This is a genomic window from Streptomyces sp. NBC_01077 (assembly GCF_045162855.1).
Lineage (GTDB): Bacteria > Actinomycetota > Actinomycetes > Streptomycetales > Streptomycetaceae > Streptomyces.
Window position 1 is genome coordinate 514,438 of the sequence record NZ_CP108669.1, and the last position, 25,011, is coordinate 539,448.

General features: G+C 66.7%; 20 protein-coding genes and 10 pseudogenes. 14 read left to right on the plus strand and 16 right to left on the minus strand.

From position 1 onward, the window contains the following. The first annotated feature begins 240 nt into the window (after positions 1 to 240). On the plus strand, positions 241 to 408 hold the full coding sequence (locus tag OG462_RS02270) for a hypothetical protein (protein WP_406053968.1): 168 nt from the start codon (positions 241 to 243) through the stop codon (positions 406 to 408). 39 nt (positions 409 to 447) lie between these two features. Here the strand turns inward: OG462_RS02270 and OG462_RS02275 are convergent, their stop codons facing one another. Beyond that, positions 448 to 678: a hypothetical protein gene (locus OG462_RS02275; RefSeq protein WP_406053970.1), complete on the minus strand. Its 231-nt coding sequence runs from the start codon at positions 676 to 678 to the stop codon at positions 448 to 450. Positions 679 to 1,300: 622 nt separating this feature from the next. Here OG462_RS02275 and OG462_RS02280 point away from each other — a divergent pair. The 5 genes and pseudogenes from OG462_RS02280 to OG462_RS02300 all read left to right on the plus strand — a co-directional run. Continuing rightward, positions 1,301 to 1,444 carry a hypothetical protein gene (locus OG462_RS02280; RefSeq protein ID WP_406053972.1) on the plus strand — a complete coding sequence of 48 codons (144 nt, stop codon included), beginning with the start codon at positions 1,301 to 1,303 and terminating at the stop codon, positions 1,442 to 1,444. A gap of 1,623 nt (positions 1,445 to 3,067) precedes the next feature. Next, the gene (locus OG462_RS02285; RefSeq protein ID WP_406053974.1) at positions 3,068 to 3,607 is read left to right on the plus strand and encodes a transposase; all 540 of its coding nucleotides are present in this window, start codon (positions 3,068 to 3,070) and stop codon (positions 3,605 to 3,607) included. Further along, positions 3,604 to 3,882, plus strand: a pseudogene (locus OG462_RS02290) (IS630 family transposase); the annotation flags it as partial. The gene OG462_RS02285 and the pseudogene OG462_RS02290, both read left to right, overlap by 4 nt. A 223-nt stretch (positions 3,883 to 4,105) precedes the next feature. Continuing rightward, the gene (locus OG462_RS02295) at positions 4,106 to 5,182 is read left to right on the plus strand and encodes an IS110 family transposase (protein ID WP_406066321.1); all 1,077 of its coding nucleotides are present in this window, start codon (positions 4,106 to 4,108) and stop codon (positions 5,180 to 5,182) included. A gap of 14 nt (positions 5,183 to 5,196) precedes the next feature. After that, positions 5,197 to 5,469, plus strand: a pseudogene (locus OG462_RS02300) (transposase); the annotation flags it as partial. A 961-nt stretch (positions 5,470 to 6,430) separates the two neighbouring features. On the opposite strand, the gene OG462_RS02305 reads toward OG462_RS02300, so the two are convergent. Together OG462_RS02305 and OG462_RS02310 are read right to left on the minus strand one after the other, a co-directional pair. Next, the gene (locus OG462_RS02305; RefSeq protein ID WP_406053976.1) at positions 6,431 to 7,186 is read right to left on the minus strand and encodes a hypothetical protein; all 756 of its coding nucleotides are present in this window, start codon (positions 7,184 to 7,186) and stop codon (positions 6,431 to 6,433) included. Positions 7,187 to 7,479: 293 nt separating this feature from the next. Continuing rightward, entirely contained in the window at positions 7,480 to 7,695 is a 216-nt protein-coding gene (locus OG462_RS02310) for a hypothetical protein (protein ID WP_406066922.1), read from the minus strand. A gap of 105 nt (positions 7,696 to 7,800) precedes the next feature. On the opposite strand from OG462_RS02310, the pseudogene OG462_RS02315 reads away from it, so the two are divergent. Continuing rightward, positions 7,801 to 7,991: pseudogene (locus tag OG462_RS02315) on the plus strand (transposase family protein); the annotation flags it as partial. A gap of 473 nt (positions 7,992 to 8,464) precedes the next feature. On the opposite strand, the pseudogene OG462_RS02320 reads toward OG462_RS02315, so the two are convergent. After that, positions 8,465 to 9,064: pseudogene (locus tag OG462_RS02320) on the minus strand (transposase family protein); the annotation flags it as partial. An 817-nt stretch (positions 9,065 to 9,881) separates the two neighbouring features. Here OG462_RS02320 and OG462_RS02325 point away from each other — a divergent pair. Together OG462_RS02325 and OG462_RS02330 are read left to right on the plus strand one after the other, a co-directional pair. After that, positions 9,882 to 10,402 (plus strand): annotated as a pseudogene (locus tag OG462_RS02325) (winged helix-turn-helix domain-containing protein). Further along, positions 10,390 to 10,896 (plus strand): annotated as a pseudogene (locus tag OG462_RS02330) (transposase); the annotation flags it as partial. The pseudogenes OG462_RS02325 and OG462_RS02330, both read left to right, overlap by 13 nt. A 68-nt stretch (positions 10,897 to 10,964) precedes the next feature. Here the strand turns inward: OG462_RS02330 and OG462_RS02335 are convergent. From OG462_RS02335 to OG462_RS02375, 9 genes and pseudogenes are all read right to left on the minus strand, one after another. Continuing rightward, positions 10,965 to 11,660, minus strand: a pseudogene (locus tag OG462_RS02335) (pyridine nucleotide-disulfide oxidoreductase); the annotation flags it as partial. Between the two features lie 85 nt (positions 11,661 to 11,745). After that, positions 11,746 to 11,913: pseudogene (locus OG462_RS02340) on the minus strand (isochorismatase family protein); the annotation flags it as partial. A 212-nt stretch (positions 11,914 to 12,125) separates the two neighbouring features. Beyond that, positions 12,126 to 12,911, minus strand: a complete 786-nt coding sequence (locus OG462_RS02345) for a VOC family protein (protein ID WP_406066323.1) — start codon at positions 12,909 to 12,911, stop codon at positions 12,126 to 12,128. Between the two features lie 212 nt (positions 12,912 to 13,123). After that, positions 13,124 to 13,873: a transposase family protein gene (locus OG462_RS02350; RefSeq protein ID WP_406053872.1), complete on the minus strand. Its 750-nt coding sequence runs from the start codon at positions 13,871 to 13,873 to the stop codon at positions 13,124 to 13,126. Between the two features lie 466 nt (positions 13,874 to 14,339). Continuing rightward, positions 14,340 to 14,531: a hypothetical protein gene (locus OG462_RS02355; protein WP_406053978.1), complete on the minus strand. Its 192-nt coding sequence runs from the start codon at positions 14,529 to 14,531 to the stop codon at positions 14,340 to 14,342. A gap of 725 nt (positions 14,532 to 15,256) precedes the next feature. Then, a pseudogene (locus OG462_RS02360) lies at positions 15,257 to 16,005 on the minus strand (transposase family protein). A 169-nt stretch (positions 16,006 to 16,174) separates the two neighbouring features. After that, a complete protein-coding gene (locus OG462_RS02365; protein ID WP_406053979.1) occupies positions 16,175 to 16,735 on the minus strand; it encodes a hypothetical protein in 561 nt (186 codons plus the stop codon). Positions 16,736 to 17,283: 548 nt separating this feature from the next. Further along, entirely contained in the window at positions 17,284 to 17,664 is a 381-nt protein-coding gene (locus tag OG462_RS02370) for a hypothetical protein (protein ID WP_406053981.1), read from the minus strand. Between the two features lie 483 nt (positions 17,665 to 18,147). Further along, complete coding sequence (locus OG462_RS02375) at positions 18,148 to 18,339, minus strand: hypothetical protein (RefSeq protein WP_406066325.1); 192 nt, start codon at positions 18,337 to 18,339, stop codon at positions 18,148 to 18,150. A gap of 885 nt (positions 18,340 to 19,224) precedes the next feature. Here OG462_RS02375 and OG462_RS02380 point away from each other — a divergent pair. The 3 genes from OG462_RS02380 (at position 19,225) to OG462_RS02390 (ending at position 20,453) form a co-directional block, all read left to right on the plus strand. After that, positions 19,225 to 19,374, plus strand: a complete 150-nt coding sequence (locus OG462_RS02380) for a hypothetical protein (RefSeq protein ID WP_406053983.1) — start codon at positions 19,225 to 19,227, stop codon at positions 19,372 to 19,374. Positions 19,375 to 19,938: 564 nt separating this feature from the next. Beyond that, entirely contained in the window at positions 19,939 to 20,205 is a 267-nt protein-coding gene (locus tag OG462_RS02385; protein WP_406053985.1) for a type II toxin-antitoxin system Phd/YefM family antitoxin, read from the plus strand. Next, positions 20,205 to 20,453, plus strand: coding sequence for a type II toxin-antitoxin system RelE/ParE family toxin (locus OG462_RS02390; RefSeq protein ID WP_406053987.1), 249 nt, complete (start codon positions 20,205 to 20,207; stop codon positions 20,451 to 20,453). Before OG462_RS02385 ends, OG462_RS02390 begins: the two co-directional genes overlap by 1 nt. A gap of 169 nt (positions 20,454 to 20,622) precedes the next feature. On the opposite strand, the pseudogene OG462_RS02395 reads toward OG462_RS02390, so the two are convergent. The 3 genes and pseudogenes from OG462_RS02395 to OG462_RS02405 all read right to left on the minus strand — a co-directional run. Continuing rightward, positions 20,623 to 20,874: pseudogene (locus tag OG462_RS02395) on the minus strand (transposase); the annotation flags it as partial. Positions 20,875 to 21,115: 241 nt separating this feature from the next. Further along, positions 21,116 to 21,862 carry a GNAT family N-acetyltransferase gene (locus tag OG462_RS02400; RefSeq protein ID WP_406053989.1) on the minus strand — a complete coding sequence of 249 codons (747 nt, stop codon included), beginning with the start codon at positions 21,860 to 21,862 and terminating at the stop codon, positions 21,116 to 21,118. A gap of 42 nt (positions 21,863 to 21,904) precedes the next feature. Next, entirely contained in the window at positions 21,905 to 22,267 is a 363-nt protein-coding gene (locus OG462_RS02405) for a VOC family protein (RefSeq protein WP_406053991.1), read from the minus strand. A 202-nt stretch (positions 22,268 to 22,469) separates the two neighbouring features. On the opposite strand from OG462_RS02405, the gene OG462_RS02410 reads away from it, so the two are divergent. Both OG462_RS02410 and OG462_RS02415 read left to right on the plus strand, forming a co-directional pair. Beyond that, on the plus strand, positions 22,470 to 23,324 hold the full coding sequence (locus OG462_RS02410) for a helix-turn-helix transcriptional regulator (protein ID WP_406053992.1): 855 nt from the start codon (positions 22,470 to 22,472) through the stop codon (positions 23,322 to 23,324). 352 nt (positions 23,325 to 23,676) lie between these two features. Continuing rightward, positions 23,677 to 24,972 carry a hypothetical protein gene (locus OG462_RS02415; protein WP_406053994.1) on the plus strand — a complete coding sequence of 432 codons (1,296 nt, stop codon included), beginning with the start codon at positions 23,677 to 23,679 and terminating at the stop codon, positions 24,970 to 24,972. Positions 24,973 to 25,011: the final 39 nt, after the last annotated feature.

Sequence of the window (25,011 nt, forward strand, 5' to 3'; positions counted from 1 at the left end):
CCCAGGCAGCATTGATCACCCGCGGCACCGTCGACTGCAGCGTCACAGTGGCCAGGGAAGCGAACTGACAAGGCCACGCTTCTCATCATCCACGCTCAGGATCTGACCTCGAGGCAGGACCCAAGCCTGGGTACCGGTTGCTCAGGCCCTCTGGGGTGCGATCTCCCTAGCCTCTGTGTCTGACCCGGCGCCCTCGCGTCACGCTCGGACGGTAAAACGTCCCACAGAAGAGGAGTCACCATGAAGAAGGCTGTTCTGGCCGGCTGCGGACTGGCGCTCGCCAGCCTGGCATCTGCCCTTCTGCTCAGCACCGGCGCAAGCGCGGATCCCTACATGGACAACCCGCGGGGCAACAACGACTTCACCGTGCCGTCCAACACCCCCACACCCGCGCCCTCTCAATCCTAGGAATCGCAGGGCCGATCAGCGCTGAGAAACCCAGAGGGCTCACAGATCCAGGCGCTGCACCGGTCCCAGCCGGTCCTGCCGATAGTGCCCGATGCTTCCGAACGCCGCATCCACGACTACGTTCAGGCCTGCACCGCGACCCTGTTCGCCGCCCTTGAGGCCGCCAGTGGCAAGGGCATCGGCTCGCTCCACCGCCGCCACCGGCCAGCGGAGTTCAAGGAGTTCCTTGCCAAGCTGGACAAGGAAGTCCCGGCCGATCTCCAGGTTCATCTGATCCTGGACAACTACGCGACCCACAAAACACCCGACATCAAGAAGTGGCTTCTGGCTTCACCCGCGGTTCCAGCTGCACTTCACACCCACGAGTGCGTCGTGGGTGAACCTGGTCGAGTGGTGGTTCGCCGAGCTCACGCCGAAGACGCTCAAGCGCGGTGTCCGCCGCTCGTTCCAAGTCCTCGAACGCGACATCCGGTCCTGGCCTCGCCGACTGGAACGAGTACTTCACAGGCCGTTCGTCTGGACCAGACAGCCGACGAGATCCTCGACGAATTCACCGCCTATTGCCGACGAATCTCTGACTCAGGTCACCAGAACCGCATTCTCGAGGGCGAAACAGCAACTTCGCGATCTCCGCATGCCGGCGCCCCGCTCCGACCCCACGTTCAGCCTCACCAGGAAACGGCCTCAAGGCGTGCAACCTGAGTGAGTACCACCTGCCCATAAAAGCAACGGCGCGGTCACTTTACCCTAGCTGGGCAGGCTTCGCCTCGACTACTGCCCGCAGAATTCTGCAGCACCATACTTCCCGTGAAACCCACGTCTAATGCTGCAGAAACAAGCCTGTCAGGCGGAATCTACGTTCCCTTACGTTTAAATCGAATGGAATAACCCAATGAGTCTCCTCGAATTCCTGATTTCCGATGCCTCCGACCCTGCCGCCCAGCAAGCAGGCGACACCGACATTTCCGTGGCCACCGACGCCGAGCTCGCCGAATTCAAGAAGAAGCAACTCGAAAACCTTAAGCTGCAGCAGTGAGCTTCTTCAGCGGTCACTCCAGAGGATGAGTGGCTGGCTGAGGTTGACTGCCCTCTGAGCTGCGGCAGCGCAAAGCTCTCGTGGGCCCAATCGTCACCCGATCGGTGGCCACTCTGAAGAAGCTCAACGATTCCCCAGGGCGGGTGAATAAGATCCACTTGAGCCCTAAATGAAAGAAATGGAACGAGAATGAGGAAAACGCGTCACTGGGCCTTGACTGTACTCGCCAGCGTGGCCGGTGCCGTCTCCGTGCTGTCTCTGGGCGCCGGGCCGTCGGGAGCCGCCACGCTGTCGGATCAATGCACCGCACTTCCGGCGGGGTCCAAGGTCAATGGGCTCGAATACGCAGTATCTGTATACAGCGACTCGTCTTGCACGGACTTTGTCGACCTCATTGCTCCGGGAGGTGTCTCGGAAGCTGAGCCGGTCGTTGTCTTCCTGAAGAAGTCTGGAACTCACGTGCCCGAGTAGGCGGCTCATTGGCAACGCAGAGAAGCCCGTCCAGCGGCACCCACATACCCCTCCCGTCGCACGTAGTAATTTCAGACGTATCCGTCCGTCGGGACGGATGGGCGGGTTGGGTGCCGCTGAACCTTCAGTGTGTTGTCACCACAGTGGATAGAGCGTCGCCAGAGCGGGCCCGACCGATGCCTTGGTTGACCTGGCTAGCCGTCGGCGAATGCCCGGCCAGGGGCCGCTGGTCGCTCCAGCAGCCTTCTCAGAGCTGCGGGACCCTGTCGTGTCTGCCGAGAGACGGGGGCGTCTGTCTAATGATTGCCCAGCGTCGGACCGTGTCCGTGAGCTGCTTCTTCTCCGGCAGTGGCAGCAGCGAGCGGTGGCGTGTCGGTACCTTCGCCAATGAATCTCTTTCACCCTTCAGAGACAGGACGAAAGCGATTCAGTGAGCTTCTTCAGAGTGGCCACCGATCGGGTGACGATTGGGCCCACGAGAGCTTTGCGCTGCCGCAGCTCAGAGGGCAGTCAACCTCAGCCAGCCACTCATCCTCTGGAGTGACCGCTGAAGAAGCTCAGTGACCGCTCCCGGTCACCATCGCGGATGTATAGTGACTTCGCTCGATCGGGAAGCTTCACTTAGAGCGTCCACCAGCAGGCGAGTATAATGACGCAGGCATGGCCCCTGATCAGGGACCATGCCTGCTGCCCCATCTTGCATTGTTGACCCGCTCCGCGACCAGCTCCTCGCCTTGTTTCTCAAGCAGGGGGATCGACATTCGCTGGCCGGCGCAACCCGCGGGTCAGCGATGCGGTAGGCCCACTGCTGCGACTGCATGATCGGCCTCGAGCTGTGCCACCTGGTGGCTGACGATTGCATCGCCCTGTGAGCGCGCCGGGCATAGTGCCGTCAGCGGCACGGAACAGGGCCTGAAATGCTCGCGGTTGACCGAAAGCACAGTCATACCACTGAGCTTCTTCAGAGTGGCCACCGATCGGGTGACGATTGGGCCCACGAGAGCTTTGCGCTGCCGCAGCTCAGAGGGCAGTCAACCTCAGCCAGCCACTCATCCTCTGGAGTGACCGCTGAAGAAGCTCACTGACTACTGAGGTTGAACTCGTGGTGTCGTAGGGGCTGACGGCTCGTCGCCCGTGCGGTATCACCGGGGCATGCGGTATCCACAAGGTGGCGGGCTGACCCCCGAACGGCAGCAGTTCCGCGAGGAGTTACGGCTCAAGGCGGCCGAGAGGTTCGCCCTGGGCGAGGCGATCGCGGTGATCGCCAAGGACCTGCGGGTCAGCGTCCGGTCGGTGCAGCGGTGGCGGCAGATGTGGGACGAGGGCGGTCCGAGGGCTCTGCGGTCACAGGGGCCGGTGTCGCTGCCGAGACTGAGCGAGAAGCAGTTCGCCCAGCTGGAAGCGGAGCTGGCCAAGGGTCCGGCCGCGCACGGCTGGGAAGACCAACGCTGGACCCTGAGCCGTGTGAAGACGGTGATCGGCCGGCGCTTCCACCTGACCTACACGGTCCAGGGCGTGCGCAAGCTGCTGGTGCGTAACGGCTGGTCCTGCCAGGTCCCGGCCCGACGGGCGGTCGAGCGGGACGACGAGGCGGTGGCCGGGTGGGCCCGGGAGGTGTGGCCCTGCGCGGAAGGCTCGCGGCGGCCCGTGGAGCCTGGCTCGTCTTCGAGGACGAGGCCGGATTCTCCATGACGCCGCCGCAGGCAAAGACATGGTCACAGCGCGGCCGGACCCCGGTGGTGCGGGTCCGTGGCCGTTCCCGCAGACGGATATCCATCGCCGTGCTGACCTGCTACAAACCTGGCCACCGGTCCCGGCTGATCTACCGGCCGCGCCGGGACGACGGCCAACGCGACGGACGCAAGAGCTTCTCCTGGCGCGACTACCGGGGCCTGCTGATCGCCGCCCACCAGCAGCTCGGCGGCCCGATCGTGCTCGTCTGGGACAACTGTGAGACTCATGGGGCACCGTCCGGGGCCAGGGTCTGACCCGTGGGACAACTGGCCCAGGCTGCCTTGTTCAGGATCTGTCGGCCCGTGGTCCCGGGCGGTGCTTGCTGCCGCCGGACCGGCGGGCGTGTCCCGATAGGGGCCTTGCCACACAAGGCACCATCACAGTTCTGACCGCCCACCCGGCCCGGCGTCGGCCATCAGCCCCAGCCGATGAAGGAGCCGCGTGACCATCACCAGCATGCCCCAGCCGATCCTGCCCGCACAGCCAGAAGAACCGCTGGCAGAGGACGTGATCCTGGGAGTGGACACCCACAAGGACGTGCACGTCGCCGCCGTGATCACCGCTCTCGGAGCACTCCTGGCCCACCAGCAGTTCCCGACCACCGCCGCCGGATACCGCCAACTCCTGTCCTGGGCACGCTCCTTCGGCGCCCTGCGCCGAGCCGGTGTGGAGTGCACCGGATCCTACGGAGCGGCCCTGGCACGCTTCCTGAGCCGGGAGAACGTCCAGGTCATCGAGGTCAATCAGCCCGACCGCGCCCTGCGCCGCAAGCGCGGCAAGACCGACGCCGTCGATGCGGAGGCCGCCGCCCGCGCGGTGCTGTCCGGACGCGCCGACGTCACGCCCAAGACCGGAGAAGGCCCGGCGGCCGACATGCGCGTGCTGCGACTGGCGAAGGAGTCAGCCGTCAAGGCCCGCACGCAGGCAAAGAACCAGCTCAAGGCCGTGCTGCTCGGTGTCGATCCCGCGCTGCGCGAGGCACTGTCCATGCTCAGCAACACGGCCTTGATCGCCAGGTGTGCCGACCTTCCCGACGCCGGCCACGCTGCCGTCTTCACGCTCCGGCTGCTGGCCCGGCGCATCCAGCAGCTCACCGTCGAGGTCAAGGAACTCACCCGCCGGGTCAGCAAAGCCGTCCACCGCTGTCATCCGCAGCTCCTGGACATCATCGGTGTCGGGCCCGACAGTGCCGCTGCCCTGCTGATCGCCGCCGGCGACAATCCGGAACGGCTGGCCAGCGAAGCATCATTCGCAGCTCTGTGCGGCGTCAGCCCCGTCGAGCAGTCTTCCGGAAAGACCCAGCGCCGGAGGCTCAACCGCGGGGGCAACCGGCAGGCCAACGCTGCCCTCTACCGCATCGTCGTGACACGCATCCGCCGTGATGCCCGCACCCGTCTCTACGTCGACCGCCGCACAAAACAGGGCATGTCGAAACGCGAGATCATCCGCTGCCTCAAACGCTACGTCGCTCGCGAGATCTACCGTCAGATCCAGCCGCCGTCGGCCCTTGCTGCCTCGTCTTCTGCCGCTTGACGCAACATAGGGGCATCCTGAACGTCCACAAGGCCGCCGGTCTGCGGGAGTTCGCCGCCTCGCGGGACTGGCTCACCATCTACTACCTGCCGCCCTACGCACCCGACCTCAACCCCGTGGAAGGGATCTGGTCCCTGCTGCGGCGTGGCTGGCTCTCCAACGTCGCATTCAGCACCCCCGAACACCTCGTCCAGCGCGTCCGACGCGGCCTACCCCACATCCAGTACCGCAGCGACCTCATAGACGGCTGCCTCGCCGAAATCGGCCTGACCATCAGACCCACCTGAGCGACCCAGCGACATCACGAGTTCAACCTCAGTAACAAGCTCGTGCAGGTTAGCTACGGGCCTCCGGCTCTACTAGATCACTCCGCGACAGCTCCCCTGGGCGCACGGCGCTACGGCACTCGCCCCTTCGGTGGGGATCCCTACCGAGGTCTGTTTGGCGACTGACCTCGGGAGTGCACTGCCGCCATGACCATCCTCTCCGAGCGCCCTGCGCCCACCCCTGATGGCATCAACCCCTCCCGGGCCCGCGACGTCGTCCGAGCCCCTACAGCCGGCCTCCCCTCACGGCCGCAGACCTCAGCGCGCCCCTGCTCTGAATGCCCGACGACGGGGTCGGCCCGGACGCGCGGCCCGGCACCGTCCAGCTCTCCGACATGCCAGCGACCGCCGGGCGTTGGGCCGAGCTCGGCATCCACGGAACCAAGCTGTTCTCCTTCGGGCAGCCCGCGACGCGCACGCCTCCGGCGCCATCGCGGCGGGCAACCGCATGATTCGCACCATCGGAAGCCGTTGCGCGAGGGATCAGGACCTGTAACCGCCGAGAGCACGCGACCGACTGCACGAACCGACTGTTCCGCCAGCACCTTCCCAAGGGCTGACCGGGCGCTGCTGGACGGGGCTCCGGCGTCCCCTTACGCTCCGTTCCGGTGCTGTCCTCAGCGCTCAGCCGGTTCCCGGAGGAGCACGCGCGCGATAAGGCCCTGTACTTCTCCTGGCTCGCCGAGGCGTACCTCTCGAGACGCACCGCTGAACAAGTTCAGTGAGTGGTCCGCATTCTGGCTCGGCAGACCTGGCGGCTCTGATGTCGCCAGGGGTCCTCCCGGGACTCGACCATGGGCAGCGCGGTGGGTCGTTTGGCGTGGTCACACTGACTGTGATGGGCAGCCCATGCCCGACCGGAGGTCCATCGCGGAGCTGACGGAGACGGAAACGTGCGCAGCGGGAGGCAGGCCGCCGCAGATCAGCCCTTGACAGGATCCGTGTTGAGCTGACTGGACCTGGGCACGTTGTTGAGTAGGTGCTCCGCCGCCTGCTGTACTGCGGCCTTGTCAGAACCCGCGAGGTCGATCGCCACGAGCTCGTCCTCGATCTCGACCTTGGCTGCGCGGCCGTGGTTTCCGAGGCCCGTCACGTGAGGCTGGGCTGGTAGAAGCATCTGCATTCGGAGCCTCTGCAGGTGCGCGATGATGCGGTCGCGGAGCGTGAACGCCTCTCTGGTTGAGTCGGCGTGGGCGTAGACCTGTGCGTGGTGCGGCTTACGCCTGAGCTCGAAGTCGATGAGAGCCGTGCGGCTGAGCATCTCGGCCAGTGTGAGGTGGAGGTCGTGCACGTGGTTGCGGGAGAACGTGCCGGCGAAGCCGAGGTGGACTAGCGGAGTGTCGTCTCCGGCGGCGCGGGTGAGGTCGAGGTAGTACTCCTCGGGTTCAATGTCGTAGGACGTGCAGCGGCTGATCTTGAAGTAATCGTGGCCGGGGTAGAACCGCGGAGGAAGTAGCTCCACAAGGCGGGAGAAGGCGTGGTCTTGGGTGGGCCCGAACGGATGGTAGCCCGGGGCCTTCTCTCCGAGCAGGGTCAGGAGCTCAACGTATGTCGCGGGCAGCTCGACCCTGTGCTCCCGCTGCACCGCGACGATGACGTCATGAGGTACGGGAGTTACGGCCTTGGCGAAGGCATCGTCGCGCGCGCACATGAAGGCAAAGATGTTTCCAAAGGTCATGCCAGCCCTTCCCTTTCGGCCAGCTGGCGAGAAAGACGTCTATTGGCGGGATGGTACATGTCCGTTCTCATCGAAGGCATGGCCTGCCTGTCGATGGCCGCCTGTCACGGCAGCCGAGCCTCCGGAGGCCTTGCGCATCGACCGCCTCGGCGTTGGTGGGAGCGCCATCGGTGAGTGACGGGATCGGGCCTGCCGGAGGCAAGAGACCAAAATCGGCCCAATGTCCTTAAAGTCCAGCGGAACGCCATCAAGGTGTTGGTGATAGTTGTGCGGTGGCCCGGGTTGGGCTGCTGTCAGGACCGGCGCCGGTGTTCCGGCATGGCCTGCAAGGTAACTGGCGGCTCGTCAGATTCTGCCGTGCCCCCGAGATGTCTGCCGCGAGCGTCGGCGTCGGCCAGGCCCACCCCGTTGTCTTCCTCTTCGCCGGGCAGGAGGGCCCGTCCTTGGCGTTTGCGGTGCAGGACGGCGAGGCCGGTGTTGATGTAGGCGACGTCGGCCAGTACGGTCACGCCTTCGCATGCCGCGGCCAGGCCGGAGTCGCGCTAGACTCTCGCGTCCGCGGTGCTGCCGGCCCTGGCGTAGGCCTTGTCGGCGGCACGTTCCAAGTGCCGTTCAAACGACGCCGCGGACACCCCCTCACACCCAGACCAGCAGCCGTCAATCGAGCGCACGCCCGACTCCGCTTGCCGGTCGAGCGGGCCTTCGCCCGTTCAAGGCTTGGCGGATCTTCCGCAAAGCCCGGATCAGCCCCAACCGGCTCACGTCAATCACCAAAGCCATCCTCACCCTCGAGCGGCGACGCTGAAGATCCTTAATGAATGAGCTTCTTCAGCGGTCACTCCAGAGGATGAGTGGCTGGCTGAGGTTGACTGCCCTCTGAGCTGCGGCAGCGCAAAGCTCTCGTGGGCCCAATCGTCACCCGATCGGTGGCCACTCTGAAGAAGCTCAATGACCACAGGTACCAAAGAGAATTCGGTCCAGCGAGACGGACTCCCCTCGATGATGGCCTACCTGACCCGCCTTGTACGTCGACCGCCTCGGCTTTGGAGGGGGCGCCATCGATGACGGGATCAGGCCCGCCGGAGGCAAGAGACCGAATTCGGCCCAATGTCCTTAAAGTCCAACAGAATGCCATCAAGGTAATTGTGATGGTTGGACTGTGGCCCGGGGCTGGGCTGGGCTGGGCTGGGCTGCTGTCAGGATCGGCACCGACGTTCCGGCATGACCAGCAAGGTAACTGGCGGCTCGTCAGATTCTGCCGTGCCCCCGAGATGTCTGCCGCGAACGTCGGCGTCGGCCTGGCCCACCCCCGTCATCTTCCTCTTCGCCGGGCAGGAGGGCCCGTCCTTGGCGTTTGCGGTGCGGGACGGCGAGGCCGGTGTTGATGCAGGCACAGTCGGCCAGCACGGTCACGCCTTCGCATGCCACGGCCAGGCCGGAGTCCCGCTAGACTCTCGCGTCCGCGGTGCTGCCGGGCGCCGGACGGGCCGCGGCGATCACGAGTTTCGTGTCGGCGTCGATGATGACCTGCACGTTCGCCGAGAATCGGGAGTTGCGTGAGGATGCGCCGGCCTCCCGGTCGCGGAACGGGATGAGGGTGCCGTCCGCGATCCACAGCCGTTCCACCGCGTCGGCCGGGCGGGGGGCCGGCTCGACGGCCAGGATCGGCCGCAGCCGCTGGATGACCCGGCACACCGTCGCGGGCGAGATGTCGAACAGCGGCGCGAGCTGCCTCATTGTGAGGTTCGTGCGGTAGTAGACGGCCACCAGCAGTACCCGGTCCGCCAGCGGCAGATACCACGGTCGGCCACCACCAGGACCGTTCCCGCTACCGCCCCGTTCCCGGACCGCCTTCAGCAGCCGCTCGAACTGCCGCATACGCAGACCCGTGAATGTTTCCACCCACTGCGGTTCAGCTCTCAAAGCCCCACGCGCACAGGGGAGATGCTCGCACTGCAGTCTGATGCAACACGCTTCGAAGCGTCCCTGACTCATCACGCGTCCAGCCATACCTGTCGAGAGAGGTGCTCAGAGCCCGGCCTTCGTCCCCATGCCTACCGAGCATGCTGAGCACACGGGGCGCTCTGGCTGTGCAGCGTGGGAGGGTGCAATGAGCTTCTTCAGCGGTCACTCCAGAGGATGAGTGGCTGGCTGAGGTTGACTGCCCTCTGAGCTGCGGCAGCGCAAAGCTCTCGTGGGCCCAATCGTCACCCGATCGGTGGCCACTCTGAAGAAGCTCAATGAGAGTGAGGGACACTACTGCGCCAGCAATGAGCACTCCGGGTGCACGCATCAGAGTGCTGGACTTGAGGCCGTGACGTGTCGCGACAGGAGCCATGACAGAAAGCTGGAGGTCATTTTTACTCATGCCTCCAAAGTAGCGTTGTCGATTGACGGCCAACTGAGTACTCCATGCCGGGAATCTCAGCACCCCCAGATCTGGGCGAACCGGGGCATTTGAGTTGATGCCGGGCATCCTGCTCATAGAGGTATGATATGATCGCACCTGCCGATGCTCGAGATGCGATAGTCAGCCCTTTCTGCCCTGGCGTTCCTTACTGACTTCAGCTCGTCGGGGTGAATCTGTGTGAAGTCCCTGACGGGTGAAGGCGGGTGGCTGTATCCGTGAGGTGTGAGATATGCAGATGGGGGCGGGCTGACGCCGACGGGGCGCCGGCGTCGGGAGACGGTTCGGATGCAGGCGGCTGAACTGTTCGAGCAGCAGATCAAGCCGTCGGAAGTCGCACGGCGGCTGCGGGTGAGTGTGAAGTCGGCTTATCAGTGGCACCAGTTGTGGCGGGATGGCGGTGTTCAGGCGCTGGCCTCCCGTGGTCCGAGCGGGTCGCGGTGCCGGCTGTCCCCGCGGTCTTTGGAGAAGCTGGCCGCGTATCTGGAGCAGGGGCCGGCCGCGCATGGCTGGGTGGAGGACCAGGTGTGGACCGCCTCGCGGGTGGCCACGCTGATCGGCAGGAAGTTCCATGTCTCCTACAGCGTCTCGGGTGCGACCCGGCTGATGCACCGGCTGGGCTTCAGCCCGCAGGTGCCCGCCCGGCGGGTCGCGGAGCGCGATGAGCAGGCTGTCGCCGTATGGAAGGAGGCGACCTGGGCGGAGGTAAAGGGCGAGGGCGGCCTGCGGGGGCTACGTCTGCTTCGAGGACGAAGCCGGGTTCACCCGCAGGCCGCCGCGGGGACGGACCTGGGGCCGGCGCGGAGTGACCCCGGTTGTCACCATCAGCGGCCGCCGTTCGGGCCGGCTGTCAGTGGCCGGGCTGATTGCAATGCGGCCGGGTTCCCGGACCCGGCTGTGTCACCGCCTGCGGAGTCATCCCGCGGGGAAAAGTGCCCGTCGCAGTATGGGCGAGCGGGACTTCATCGCGCTGATCGACGGTGTCCACCAGCTGGTCGGGGCACCAATCGTGCTGGTCTGGGACCGGTTGAACACCCACGTGTCCCGCAGGATGCAGGCCCTCGTGGCCGAGCGGGCATGGCTGACGGTGTTCCTGCTGCCCGCCTACTCGCCCGACCTCAACCCCGTCGAGTGGGTATGGGCCCACGTCAAACGCAGCCTCGCCAACCTCGCCGTCATGGCCCTCGACCAGCTCGAAGCCCTTGTCCGTAACAGGCTCAAACGCCTTCAATACCGGTCCCACACCCTCGACGGCTTCATAGCGGGGACCGGCTTGACCCTCGTCGAGCAACTATCACCCTGACGAGCTGACGTCAGTAAGAGGGCATCTGGTCAAAGTTCATGCGTTTGCGACTGGGGCGGATGAGGCCGCCCGGGCGGGGCGGTCGGCACGTTCCCGATGCTGAGGCAGGCGGCATCCGTCGTGATCGCCTGCCGTGCGCCGCCCTGGCCTATCGCTTCCGCTGACGCCGAGGTGCCTTCTGAGGGACCGAGCATCAGGTGCTCGACGGGGAGGAGTGTGACTCCGGGTCCTCGCGGACCTCTTCGATCTTGTACTCGTCGGCCGCCGGGTACGCCACGAGCAGGCACGTGCCGGTGGCCGGGTGAGCGCGCAGGAACGTGCCGATCGGCGGTCGCCGCCGAAGACGAGGAGAGTGCGGCCTTCGGCGTCGTCCACCTCGGCCTGCCAAAGCGGGGGCAGGGTCAGGCCGCTGGGGGCCGCAATCCAGGCGACACTGCGGGGCTGGAGAAGGCCTGCGCCGGTGGCAAACGACGACGTACGAAGGGGTGAGATGGGCACCGGTGCAGACCGTGACAGTCGGACCTCGTCGGTGCGGAGTCCGGTGATGTGCCGTGCGGGCCGCTGGTGCAGCGGCCGGGGACGTTGTTCAGGGCCGGGATCCGGCAGAGGTTGCGGCACAGCCGGTCCGGCTCGACCAGGATCGAGGGCATGCCGACGCTGGCAGCCATGCGGGCGGCGGCGCAGCCGGCCGGACCACCGCCGATGATGATCAGGTCTGTGTTGTGGGTGGCGGGCGACCCGGTGCGGGGCGGCGTGCCGGCCATGGGGCTATTCCAGCACCGGGGCCCCAGCGTGTGCAGTGAGTCGGCCCATCACGGGGGGCAGCGGTGACGAGCTGGCCGCTTCCGGTCAGGCGGCGGGCGACGAGGAGGGCCGACGTCGCTGGCGCAGGCGTCCGCGCTCATCCGCGGTGCGTAACTCGATGGCGTCGGCGGCGGACTTCAGAACGCAGCTCTCCGTGGCGATCCCGCAGAAGACAAGATCGGTCCAGCCTGCCCGGCGGACAAGTTCAGCAGTCTCTGGAGTGAAGACCGTCTACCCGGTCTTGCCGACGACCGCGTGTGCGTGAGTGGTTACTTCTGCGAGCCCGGGAACAATGCCGGTCTCGGGCGGTTCCTGGAGTCGGCGCCAGCCAGGTCCGCGTCGAGGGTCCACGCGCCGGATGATGCCGGCGGTGAGCAGGACGCGTTTTGCCGAAGCATACGCCCGTACCGACGACGGGGCAGCCGCTACCGGCCTCGTCCGTGTGCTCCTCCGGTTCCGAGGCGATGGAGGCTTGAGGTGAGCGTGTCCTGGGGTGCTACGACGGTGAATTGCGCTCCGTCGGGGTCGGTGAGGTCGACCCATCGGCTTGTTGCGGTCGTAACTACAGGGGCGACGGTTCCACCTCCCAGCCCGTTCGTGGCCTCGATCGCCTCGTCCAGGTCCGGTACGGGGAAGTGGAGGTGCCAGCGCGGGCGGGTCGAGGGGTCCGGAGCCGCGTCGACCGCTGCGCCGCTGATGCGCGCGACGGTGTCGTGGCCGTGGCGCAGGACGACGTGGTCGTGTTCGTAGGATGTCACGCAGCAGCCGGATCCTTCCCCGGCCCAGTCGAGAACCTCCCCGTAGAAGATCGAGGCTTCGAAAGCGTCGCGTGTGTGCAGTTCCAGCCAGGCGGGGGCACTGCCACGGCCCAGGGACCAGTCCGGGAGGACGGTGCCCTGCCAGAACCCGAAGACTGCTCCGGCGGGGTCGGCGGCCAGTCCGGCCCGGCCGGTGCCGAAGGCGAGGGGGCCTACGGCCATGGTGGCCCCGCGTTCGCGGATCCGTGCGGCGGTGACGTCGGCGTCCGCGACGGCGAAGTACGGCGTCCATGCCACGGGCATGGCGGGGTGCTCGGCGAGTGTGCCGATTCCCGCGATGGGCCGGCCCTCGTGGAGAGCGACCGAGAATGTGTCCCCGAGGCCGCTGGCACGGAATTCCCAGCCCAGGACGCCGGCGTAGAAGTGCTGCGCGGCTGCCAGGTCCCGGGCCATCAGACTGACCCAGCACGGGGCGCCCGCGATCTCATCACTCGACGTCGACACGGCCGTCACCCTCGGATCACTTCTACGGACGGGAACTATTCAACCGTAAACCCGGCAAAGGCACTGAGCCGTGGGACGGTACCGCGCCGGGCGCGTCGGGCCGATTCCACCACTCGGGTCTTCACTGAGCTGTGCAGAGTGCGCGGACTCAGTGAGCATTTTCAGCGTTGCCTCTCCAGGGTGAGGACCGCGGCGGCGATGTCCGTCATGCGGTTCGGGCTGCAGCGGCTCCGGCGGAAGATCCGCCAGGACTTCAGGCGGGCGACGCCTCGTTCGACAGGAGCGCGGGCCTGGGCGAGTGCCCGGTTCAGCGTCCGTTCGGTCGGTGACAGTTCGCCGTTGGGCGGGCGGCGGATGGCGGTGGTGACCCAGGAGCCTGCGCCGATGTAGGCGCGGTCGGCGACGATCGGGACGCCCTGGCGTTCGCAGATTCGGATGATGCGGTGGGTGCGTGCGGCGGTCAGATCGTGAGCGCGGCCCGGCAAGGCCGGCGAGATCCACAGAAGCTGGCCTTGGGGATCGGTGACTATCTGCACGTTCACGCCGTGGCGCCGGTGCTTGTGGGAGTAATCGGCGCGTGCGTCGCCCAGGCGGTCGCACTCGCTGAGGGTGCCGTCCAGGAGCACGTAGTCCGGGTCGTGCTCGCGCAGGGTCTTGAGCAGGCCCGGCGCCCGGTCGGCGAGGAGCCGCACGACGGCGGTGGTGTAGGCGTGGGCGGTGCCTACGGATATGCCGAACCCGGCGGCGATCTGCGCGAGAGTGTCGTGCTTGCGCAGGTAGGTGAGAGCGACGAGGGCGCGCTTGTGCGGCGGGAGCTTGCAGCGGCGGTCACCCTCACGGGTGACGATAAGCATCGTGACCCACTCGACCAGCGCATGAGGCAGGTCGAGTGCGGCAGGATAGGGAACCAACAGGGCTCCTGGGCCGGCAGGTTGAGACTTCGAACACCTCACCCAACGGCCCGGGAGCCCTGTCCGTTGCGGGCGCCAAGGTCATCACCCGATCGGTGGCCACGCTGAAAATGCTCAGTGAGGTACACCCGGCATAGGAACGGCACCGCGCTTCCCGGCGCCGCGAATCCGAATGCAGACCGGTCCTCACAGTTCCCGTGCCGTCTTCCCGACGCCTCGTGAGGAGTCCTCTGGGATGAGGGACTGCCGTGACGTCTCCCGGAGAAGAGGGCGATCACCCCGGCCCCGTGATTGAGGTGATCCCGGGAGACAGGTCAGTCAGGTAGGCGCCAAGCCCTGGCCACGTGGTAGCGGTCGAGCGCTCGGGTACGACTGGATTCCCGATGATGGTCTTGCCCGGCACCACAGGCGGCCGTTCCTGACGTTCGTCGTGCAGATCGTCTCCGCCGCATTCAGCCGGCCGCCGCTATGCCGGGGCGACTCGCCGGGCGAGGTCTGCGGCAAGCCGGCTGGCCGCGTAGCCGTGGTGCGTGGTGTCGAGAGATTCCAGCCTCTTCAGGTAGCCGATGGTCTGCAAGACCTCCGCAGCAGTGAGCAGCGGCAGGCGGGGGCCGTCAGTGTCTGTGTATTCGCCGGTCACCGGCTCAGCAGTCTCCATGGGGTGATCCTGGCCTGTCCTGACCCGGGCTGGAAGAACCCGCGCCGCCGGCTAGAAACCCGCCACCGCTCCTCCCCGCAACGAACGGCTATGGGGAGGAGTCTGACGGCCTGGACGTCAGGTGTCCTCTGAGAGGTCAGGGGCAAGCGAGAGGAGGCAGTGGCCAGAGGCACGGGCGACGGCAGAGTGGTGGCTGACCGTGTGGTGCCGCGCCCAGGCGTTGAATCGGTCCTGCAGCGTATCTGCGGTCTCCCGGGCGGGTCGGGCACGGAATAAGCGGGTGCATGGTGGCGCGCGATCTCTCAGGCTCACGCTCTTCTGCGGCTGCGGTAGTCCACGCCCGGTACGCAAGCCGGCTGCCCTCCCCCTGGCGGAGCTCACCGGTCCCGACCATGGCACGGTCACCCGCCCCCACACGTTGCCTGGTCCGGCCTGCGCGCCTACAACGTGGACCGTCCGCGTCTGTGGATGGGCATGTGCCGCACTGTCCTGGCCGACGGCCGGCACGAGGATCTGATCAGCCTCCTCAACCGCGACCGCCTCCTGGCCCAGTGGCCTGTCCTGCTCACCTTGGTCAGCGGGCACCGGCGGGAGGTCTGGGAAGGGGCCTTCCCCGAACTCGCTATAGCGGAGACCTCCGCCGCGTTAGGGGTTCGGCATAGCAGAGCGACGTTCGTTTTACGAAGGGATGCCTGAATCATTGCAGTTTCGTTCACTGAGCGTTTTCAACGTTGCCTCTCCAGGGTGAGGACAGCTTTGGCGATGACGGTCATGCGGTTGGGGCTGATGCGGGATCTGCGGAAGATCTGCCATGACTTCAGTCGTGCCATGCCGCGTTCGACCGGTGCCCTTGCCGCGGCCAGGGCCCGGTTGACGGTGCGCTGGGTGAGGGTGAGTTCGCCGCCCGGTGGGCGTTTGAGTCCGGTGGTGACCCAGGGGCGGCGCCCTGGTAGGCGCGGTCGGCGAGGACCGGGACGCCCTGGCGTTCGCAGATCCGGATGATGCGGTGGGTGCGGGCCGCGGTCAGGTCGTGGGTGCGGCCCGGCAGTGCGGGCGAGATCCACAGCACCTCGCCGGCGGGGTCGGTGACGACCTGGACGTTCACGCCGTGCCGGCGGTGCTTGGCCGAGTAATCGGCCCGGCTGTCGCCGACGCGGTCGCACTCGGCGAGGGTCCCGTCCAGGAGGACGAACTCCGGATCATGCTCGCGCAGCGTCTCGAGCAGGCCCGGGGCCCGTTCGGCAAGCAGGCCGGTCACGGCGGTGACATACGCGTGGGCGGTGCCGACGGATATCCCGAACCCGGACGCGATCCGGGCGAGGGTGTCGTGGCGGCGCAGGTACACCAGAGCGACGAGCGCACGCTGGTGCGGCGGGAGCTTGCACCGCCGGTCACCCTCACGGGTGACGACGAGCATCGTGACCCACTCGACCAGGGCATGCGGGAGGTCGAGTGCGGCAGGATAGGGAACCAACGAGGCTCCTGTGCCGGTGGGTTGAGACTTCGAACACCTCCCCCAACGGCACGGGGGCCTTGTCCGTTGCGGCCCCCCACCTCAACCTCACCGGCGTCACCCGATCAGTGGCCACGCTGAAAACGCTCACTCTGCCCCTGATGCTGCCCCCGAGCTTCGCCGGACGTTGTCACCGAGGACCGATGCCGTCATGGGCCGCCAGGAGGTACGCGTCCAGGTCTTCGTCCGGTGTCTGGCTGCGCAGCCACCGCAGCTCCCCCTTGGCGATGCGGTAATGGTCGACGAGGTAGGTCCCCTCACCGGCACCGTCTTCATGCGCGAGGCACAGCAAGAAGTCGACGTCGGCGAGATACGGAGCCAATGCGACGATGCATCGGACATAGTCCTGGTAAGGGTGATATACCGCGTCGGTGTAGACCCGGATGAAGGACTTGGGTTCCAGGTTGAGCCTGAACAGCAGTTTGACTCGTTCGTCGTCCATGCCGGAGAGGATCTCCGTGAGTGCTGCGGTGTGACGGTGCTCGAAGCGCAGTACGGCCTCGAGGCCGTACCCCGCTGTCGACATCTGGCGAACATGGAACGGACCGTGATAGACGAGGCGGCCGGGAGGGGTCTCCCCCACTGCACGGAGGAGTTCCCCCTGGGTGACACCAGGATCGAGGAGATGGACGCTCACGGTCGTATCATCGCGCATCCTCGGGAAGCACGGTACTGCGGCGGCCAGCTCCACACAGTCAGCGGACCCCCAAGACTTCGGCGTAGTCGGCGGGCGTCTGTTTCGTGATCGTTTGAGCCCGAGCAGGGACGAGCGGGCGGTCCGCATTGCGGGCGTTATGCCGGAGAACAGCGGCGATGCTGGTCGCGTCGGCCTGCCGCAGGGCACCGATGGCAAGGTTGCGTCAGGTGGCCATCGCGCGGGGCGCGTTGCCGGTTCGCAGCTGTGAGGCGTCTTCGGCGAACGTGGTGTCCCTGACGTGATGCAGGCTTCGATGCCAGTGATCACGGATCAGGGTCGCCAGCTGGGCGGGGCTGGCCTTGCCCGGCGGTGAGGCTGGTGACGGCGTAGACGGTCTTGCTGGTGGTGTTGCCGGTCTTGCGGCCGGAGCGGTGGCCTTGATCTGGACGGCTTGCCGGGCACCGGGGAAGAGCAGGCCGTTGACTGTGCCCACCTTGATCCGTCATATCTCCGGGCGCCCGTGGCCGATGTCCCTCACGCGGCCCTGCAGCGGGATCTCTGTCCGCAGAAGGGATCTGAGCTGCTTGCGGAGCTTCCTCTGGTTACCCTTGACGATCACGATGCAGTGGGCTTCGCGGCCGAGAAGAGCAGTCGGCGTGCTCGCGCTGGGTGTGCACGGCGTCGCTGGTGACGACCACCCCGGCCAGGTCTGCAACGGTATCCAGCAGCGGCTGGAAGCAGGTGATTTCGTTCGTCATTTCCTGCACGTCCAGCTGGGCCAGGACCAGGCCGGTGGTGTGGTCCAGGGGCCGCGAGCAGGCGGATCCTGCGGCCGCTGGCCCTGGCCGCTCCGCGAAGGCTCTTGCCGTCGACCGCCAGGTCCAATACATCGCCGTCGATCCGGGCCAGCGGACCGTCGTTTCCGCAGGCAGGGACCGTTTGGGGAACAGTGGGTCGAGCCGCACACCGACGTGTTCCAGCACGCAGGCCGGAGCGTCGGCGATCCATTCGCCGACCGCCAGCAGTGACGTTGCCCCACCAGCACCACGCAGGCGGCCAGGGCAAGAACACCGACGAGAGCGTGGCGCACTCCGCGGGGATCACGCGGATCAGGCACCTGGGCGAGGCGGGCCCAGCAGCCCGGGCACTTCTTCCGGCGCGGCCTCCGGATGCTCTCGGAGTTGGTCAAGGGCAGGCGGGATCAGCGATGATGCTTCGGCAGGCACGGCCTTCCAGGCAGGGCACAGGGCGTCGAGAACTCCATGTTCTTGGTAGCCGTGCCTGTTCCGCTCTCCCTGGCAGACCGTCATGAACCGGATGCCCAGCGACTACGCCGAAGCCCTGTCCGCCGCGTGAACCTGAGCGACCAGCACTGCAGGCTCCTCGCGGCGCTGTGACTCAACCTGACAATGCCGCAGTTCAAGCCTCGCGGATCACAGCATCAGTGCAAAGCCGTGTGCTGGTTTTCAGGGCTGGGCGGCGGTGGTGAGGAGGTGGGTCTCGTCGTGGAATTCGGAAATCCGGGGCTCTAGCGCCGCCCGGTAGCGCCGGCCGTGATGGGCGCAGAAGAGGAGTTCGCGGTTGTGGCTGAAGTGGGCGCGGATGTAGGCCTGGGCTCCGCAGCGGTCGCAGCGGTCCTGAGCGGTCAGAGAGCTCATGGTGTGTCTCCGTCGGGGAGTGGGAGCTTGCTGGAGCAGGGTGATGAAGGCGTAGCCGGTGTCGTCGGGAAGGCGCTGCACGTGGAGGGTGTCAGCAAGGATGGCTGCAATGTGCAGGTCGCGGTCGCTGATACAGGAGGCGGCAGGGCTTGCCCAGCCGGTCTCCGTACGCTGGCGCACCGCTATGGCAATGCAGGGGGAGGCGTAGGCGAGCTCCAGGAAGAGCGGTCCGCTGCGATACCGGGCAGCACTGGCGAGGAGCTCTGCGATCACCTGTTCCGCTGTGCGGATGACCGGCTCGGGGATCGTCCACAGTTCCAGTCGGCGGCGAAGGGTCATCTGGGCAGCCGGGGCGGATCCGGCAGCTGCCGGATCAGGGAGATGCCAGACAAGAGCAGGACCGAGAACTCCGCAGATAGGAGGCAGGGGCCAAGCCAGATCTTCCGCACGCCATGACGGGGACATATCTGCCGACCTCCTCCCGTAGTGGGAATAACGCTTCCTACCACCAAACGCCCGCCCCGCTTCCAGCGCGCGGGTAGTAGTTACCTACTTTGCTGAAAGCACCCACCGACGGGACATGTACGCACTCAGGCAGTAATGGCCCGGCCTCGGGGGGTGACGGAACCAGGAAGCCGATCACGTCCAGGCTCTGGCCGATGCCGAGGACGCTGCCCGCCGGCCATGGATCACCCGGTTCGCGGAGTGCGCGTCGAGCACAATCATGGGTGTGACGGTCACCCCCGGGCATCCATCGCGGGAAGTCGACCCTGGCCGCGCTGCCCGGCTATGTACGTCAACCCCCGCCCAGGCCGACGCTGGGGGCGGCGGCCAGAACGAGGTGCTCCTGGACCTCGAGGACTTCGCCACCCGCCTGTCGGACTGGTGGCACTCGTCCGCACCGGCATCGACTGGCGCACCGCTCACGCCGTCCATCTCGCCCAGCCCACCGCGGACTGGCCCACCGGCCGGCCGGTCCTCACCACCGAACCACAGCTCTACGCCAAGACCGGCATCCGCACCATCAAGCTGTGACCCGCCCGCACCCTTGCGGACGCATCCGCACTACCGGAACGGCCGCCCACCGACGACCTTGTCCGGCACGCCGGGACGGCCACCCGTCCCGTCTTACTGGCGAACCCTTGCCGGGCTGGCTGAGCGACCTCGCAAACAGCGGACTGGCGCCACTCGCCAGCCTTGCAGGAGCCCTGGACGAAGACCGACATGCCGTTGCCCAGGGAATCACGACTCTTACAACTCAGGGATCCACGAAGGGCGTATCACCGACGTCAAGCTGCTAGAAACGCCTCATGGCCGGACGAGCCGGCGTCTCTCTTCTCCGCCACCACCACGTCGTCCTGATCGCCCGCCTCCGCCGACTCCGTGCGGACTGGTCAACCGGGGCACCGGGGCCGGGCCGCTGGCCGCGTGGCTGCTCCGCCACCCTGGCATGGAAATCATCTGCCGGGACCCCGCGGGAGCCTACGCCGAGGCGCCCGGCGTGCTCGGCATTGTGGGTAGGACGCCGGTGTCCATGGCGGCTCCCCCGACTCGGGCGTACAGAGCACCAGCAGTGCACACTAGCTGTACAGTAGATGCATGACAGTCTCATATCCGATCACGGAGGCTCGCGGCCAGCTTGGTGAACTTGCCCGGCGCGCAGCCCAGCATGAACGCATCATCCTTACCGACCGCGGCCAGCCGACAGCTGTCCTAGTCTCCCCGGCCGAGCTGGAGGACATGGAGGACGCCCTCGCTCTGGCCCGCCTGGAGCGCGACCGGGCCCTCGGCGCCACGGCTGAACCCGTTGCTGATGCGGACGCCCGCACCCTGTTCAAGCGGGCCGCTGCCCGCGGCGCCGTCTGATGACCTGGACGGTCACGTGGGAGCCGGCCGCGGTCAATGCCACCGTCCGCTTCCTGGAGGAACACCCGGACATGCTCCCAGAGGTCTTCGAGGCGAGCGACCTGCTCGCCGAGGATCCCAAGCCGGCAGGGAGCATTCCCTGGGGGACGAGTCACCGGCGACTGCGCGTGAGACGCTGGCGGATCCTGTATCGCATCGACGATGTGCACCGCACGTTGCACATCGAGCATGTCGGGTTCAGTGCCTGACACCCAGCTCCGCCCGGCGCAGGGGGAGGCAGCAAGTGGCCCTCCCCTCGTAGCGTGGAGTCCGTGACTGCAAGGGAGTTGAGATTCATGGGATCCAAGGGGTCTGACACGAAATGACCCCTCGATCGGGGTGGTTCCTACACCCCGTGTCGTTACTGACTTGAGCTCGTCAGGGTGAGAGTTGCTCGAGGAGGATCAGGCCGGTCCCCGCTATGAAGCCGTCGAGTGCATGGGGCCGGTATTGCAGACGTTTGGGGCGGTTGCGGACGAGTGTTTCGAGCTGCTCAAGGGCCATGACGGCGAGGTTGGCGAGGCTGCGTTTGACGTGGGCCCATACCCACTCGACGGGGTTGAGATCGGGTGAGTAGGCGGGCAGCAGGAATACCGTCAGCCATTCCCGCTCGGCGACGAGGTCGCGCATCCTGAGCCTGGACACCACCGTCCCGCCACAACTGGTACCACTGATAGGCCGACTTCACGCTCACCCGCAGCCGTCGTGCGACCTCCGACGGCGCCAGGGCCAAGACCCGTCCAGGGCCAGGCTCGGGAGGACTTTGTGTTGGAGGCCGGGCCGGGGATGACGCTGCAGAGCACACCCGGGGGAGGAAGCGGTGTCCATGCGAACACCCTCCCCGAGCTCCATTGGTACCGTTTCAAGTGAGCTATCGCCTATATGTATCGGAAATAAATGCCGATGCAAATCCGGATTTCAGATACAAGCGCTCGGCGTCGGATCCGGGCTCGACTTGCAGCCCCAGCTTGATGTCGCCGCACTTTTCGGCGTCGCGGTGGATCTGCCCAAGCAAGAGACTGGCGAGACCCCTGCCGCGATGGGACGGAATGGTGGTCACCGCATAGATTCCGCATGTTCCATGGCTTCGCAGAGTGAGGGTCACTGCTGCGGGTTCGTCCCGGTACCGCAGCAGGTAAAGATTCTGCTCGGGGTCGCGATGACTGTGCAGGGCAACCTCGCGAAAGGTTGTGCGCCACCACGCTGCCGACGGGAGGCCGGTAGGGAGGAAACCGTTCGCCTGGGCGCCGGCGAAGGCCAGGGCATCGTCATCTGAGCGGACCACCGAGATGGTGACGCCGTCTGGCAGCCGTGGCGGAGTTGGGGCGACCTGCGCTTCCATGTAGTGGAGCTTTTCCGAGGGAGCAAACCCAGAATCCAAGAGGCGCTCATGCCAGGACTCTCCACTCCACGGGTACAGGCGCACGTTGCTGGCCGTTTCCGGAATACCGGCACTCGCGTCGAGAGGAATCCAGCACGACAGAAAGTCTGCCTTCCCGACCAGCTCGATCGCATCGTAGCTCCGGTGAATCGATCCACGATGTGCGGCCATGAAGGAGAAGTGATTCTCGGCAAGCTCGGAGAATGCGGGATGCTCCCGCCGATCGTTGATGTCCATGCCCGTCCTGAGGTCTGATTCGTAATCGATCTTCGCGCTGGTTCAGCCTGCGCTGGCCAGGCAGAACGGGTGTCCCTCGGGATCCAGGAGTACGACCCACTTGCCCTCGCCGGGCTGGAACTCGGGCCTGGAAGCACCAAGGCCGACCAGCTCAGTGGTGGAGTGCTCCAGATCGGCGACGGAGCGGTCGAGGTGGGAGTGCTTGCCTGCGTCGGGCCAGGCCGGTGCCTGATATCCGTCGATGCGCTGGAAGCCGAGCTGGATAGGACCGCCGTTGCCCAGGTACGCGAAGTCGTCGTCGCTGTAGGTGAGCTCCCAGCCGGTCGCCTTCTGGTAGAAGGCGGCGAGCGCGGCAGGGTCGGTGCAGTCGATGACAACCGCAGTGAACGTGGCGGAAGTGGACATGGTGACTCCGTTGTGCTGATGGCCAGAAGGAGCGAGCACGCAGGCCTGATAGGGCTGCTGGCTGTGCACACTGGTGATCAGCTTGACGGGAGCGATAGTTCCCGTCTTGAACATCCTTGCGCGCGCGGCTGTCGAGTCTGCGCCTCTTGTTGTGCGCATCACAGGATGCCGCGCTGCCGAAGCACGCACGTAGCCTTCATGGGTGCTCTCGGTTTCCAGTCTGGCCAGTCGGCCCGAATACAGCATCAGCGCGGTGACGTGTCGCGACGACCATGTCCGCTGGTCGGGACCTGAGGTGTGCGACACCCATCGGGTGGTGCTGGTGAGGCGGGGACGGTTCCGCCGCCGGGTGGCCGGCACTCCCACCGATGTGGATGCCACGGTGGGCTACGTCGGGCTGCCGGACGAAGAGGAGCATTTCGCTCACCCGGCAGGAGGTGACGAGTGCACGTCGATCAGCCTGACGCCCGATTGGTGGCGGGATCTGGCCGGCGAAAGCCCCAGCCTGCGAGCCGACGCGCTCTACATTGATGCCCGGCTTGATCTCGCTCACCGGCGTGTCCTCGCGGCTGTTCAGGGCCGCGACGCGGACTACGCACTTTCGGAGTCATTACTGGGACTGCTCGCCGCGACGGTCGGGCAGGTTGTTTCCGGCCCGACACCGGCCGGTGCCACACGGCGCCCGCTCAAGGACGAGCGTGCCCTTGTCACGTCCGCCCGCCAGGTGATCAGCGATGGACATCCGGCCTCGGTGGCACTGCTTCCGCTCGCCGAACTGCTCGGTGTCTCCCCCTACCGCTTGAGCCGCGCGTTCTCCCGCGAGCTCGGAGTGTCCGTCACCCGGTATCGCAACCGGGTCCGCGTCGGCCAGGCCCTCGACCGGCTGGAGCAGGGCGAGAACAGCCTCGCCGCCCTCGCTGCCGATCTTGGTTTTGCCGACCAGGCGCACCTGTGCCGGACTGTGCGCCAGCTCGTGGGCCATACACCAACGGCTCTCCGGCAGCTACTTGTGCCCGCATCCGGAGTTACCGACTCCCACAACCGTCCACCGCGGTAGCGAGTGAAGAGCCCCGCATGGACGCGTGGGCCAGACGGGCCGCCCCGCTGAGCCGCCTCATCACTCTTCGTCGATGGCATCCAGGTTACGCAGAAGCCGCCGGGCGAAGGGGTCCCTGTGATCCGAGTCCGCTTCACCGGCCCGCTCCAGCATGAACGCGCGTACCCGCCGGAACCAGCAGGCCGTACGCCGAACGAACTGACGGGCCACAGCGTTCGGGAGAAGGCCCGGGGGCGGTAGTCCCACCCGGGCACGGGACCGACCCGGTCTCATACAATCCCTTCTGCCAGCCATGAATCCTCAAGACTCAGGTCACGATCGCATGCGCACCGACCGGGTTGACGCCCGCCCAGTGACGGATCACGTCCAGGGTCTGATCGACCAGCGTCCGGACCTGCCGGTAACGGCCATCGCCAGGCGAGCCGATGTTGCCCCTTCCACCCTCAAATCGCTCCTGTCCGACGCCCAGCGCCGCCCGGACACAGCACGCACGGTCAGCCGCGCGACAGCGGCCCGCCTGCTGGCCATCGTGCCTGACGACCTGCCCCACCGCGACCGTGGCTACGGCGGACGTTCCACCGACGCCACCCCCGCTCTCAGCCACGTACGCGAACTCCTGGCCGCCCACCCCCACCTGTCACAAGCCGCCCTGGCCCGCGCGGCCTGCATGTCCCTGACGACACTCGCGGCCGCGCTCCACGACGTGGACGCCGGCCGGCCCCGCAGAATCCAGGCCGCCGCCGCGGACCGGCTGCTCGCCCTCGGCAACCGCACCCCCCTTCCCAGACACGCCACGCGCCGCAGCGACACCGTCGACGCCCAGCACGTCGTCAACCACGTCCGGTCTCTGCAGCTGCGCTACGACCGAGCCAGCACGGCCTTCATCGCCAAGGCTGCCCAAGTCAACGCCAGCACCCTCGCCTCCGCCTTGATCGACCACGAACGTGGCGCACGGCGCGGGATCCACACGGACGTCGCTCGACGGATCCTCGCCCTGCGCGAACTGCCCCCGCCCGCCTTCCTGCGCCGTACCCATGTCACGGAGACCGGGCTCCTGCGGCGCCTGCGCGGCTTGTGCGCCGCAGGCTGGACCCTCCCCGCCATCGCCGGGGCCGCCGACACCACCGCAAAGTCACTCACCGACTTCACGAAGACCCGCACCAGCACGCCCGCGGTCCGAGGTGCCATCCTCACCGCCTGGGCCCACCTCTCCCACCAGCCAGGACCCTCCTCCCAAGCCCGGCGACGCGCCGCGGTAAAAGCCTGGGACCCCCTCTGGCCTGGGACGAACACAGCATCGACGACCCCGACGCCACCCCCAACGGCACCCGTATACCCGGACTCCCCCAGCTCTGGGACCCTTTCCTCCTGCAGCACGAACTCGCCTTCCTCACCCGCTACGGCCTCAGCCGCCCCGAATGCCTCCGCCGCCTCGGCCTCAGCACAGGGCGCGCCCGCCAACTCCTCACCACACCGCCAACCGACCCCAGCACGCACCACACCATCGCCGTGTGAGAGCACCTCGCCATCCGGCGCTTCCGGGCCGGCTCGACCAGCCGAAACCTCCGACGAACTACCCGGCCACGAAGATCGCGATCTCGACCAGAACACTACCCAATTGCCCGATTTCTCCAACTTTGGGTATTGACTGCTCAGGGTTTCCGTGCTCCAGGGGAGTGTGCTGGAA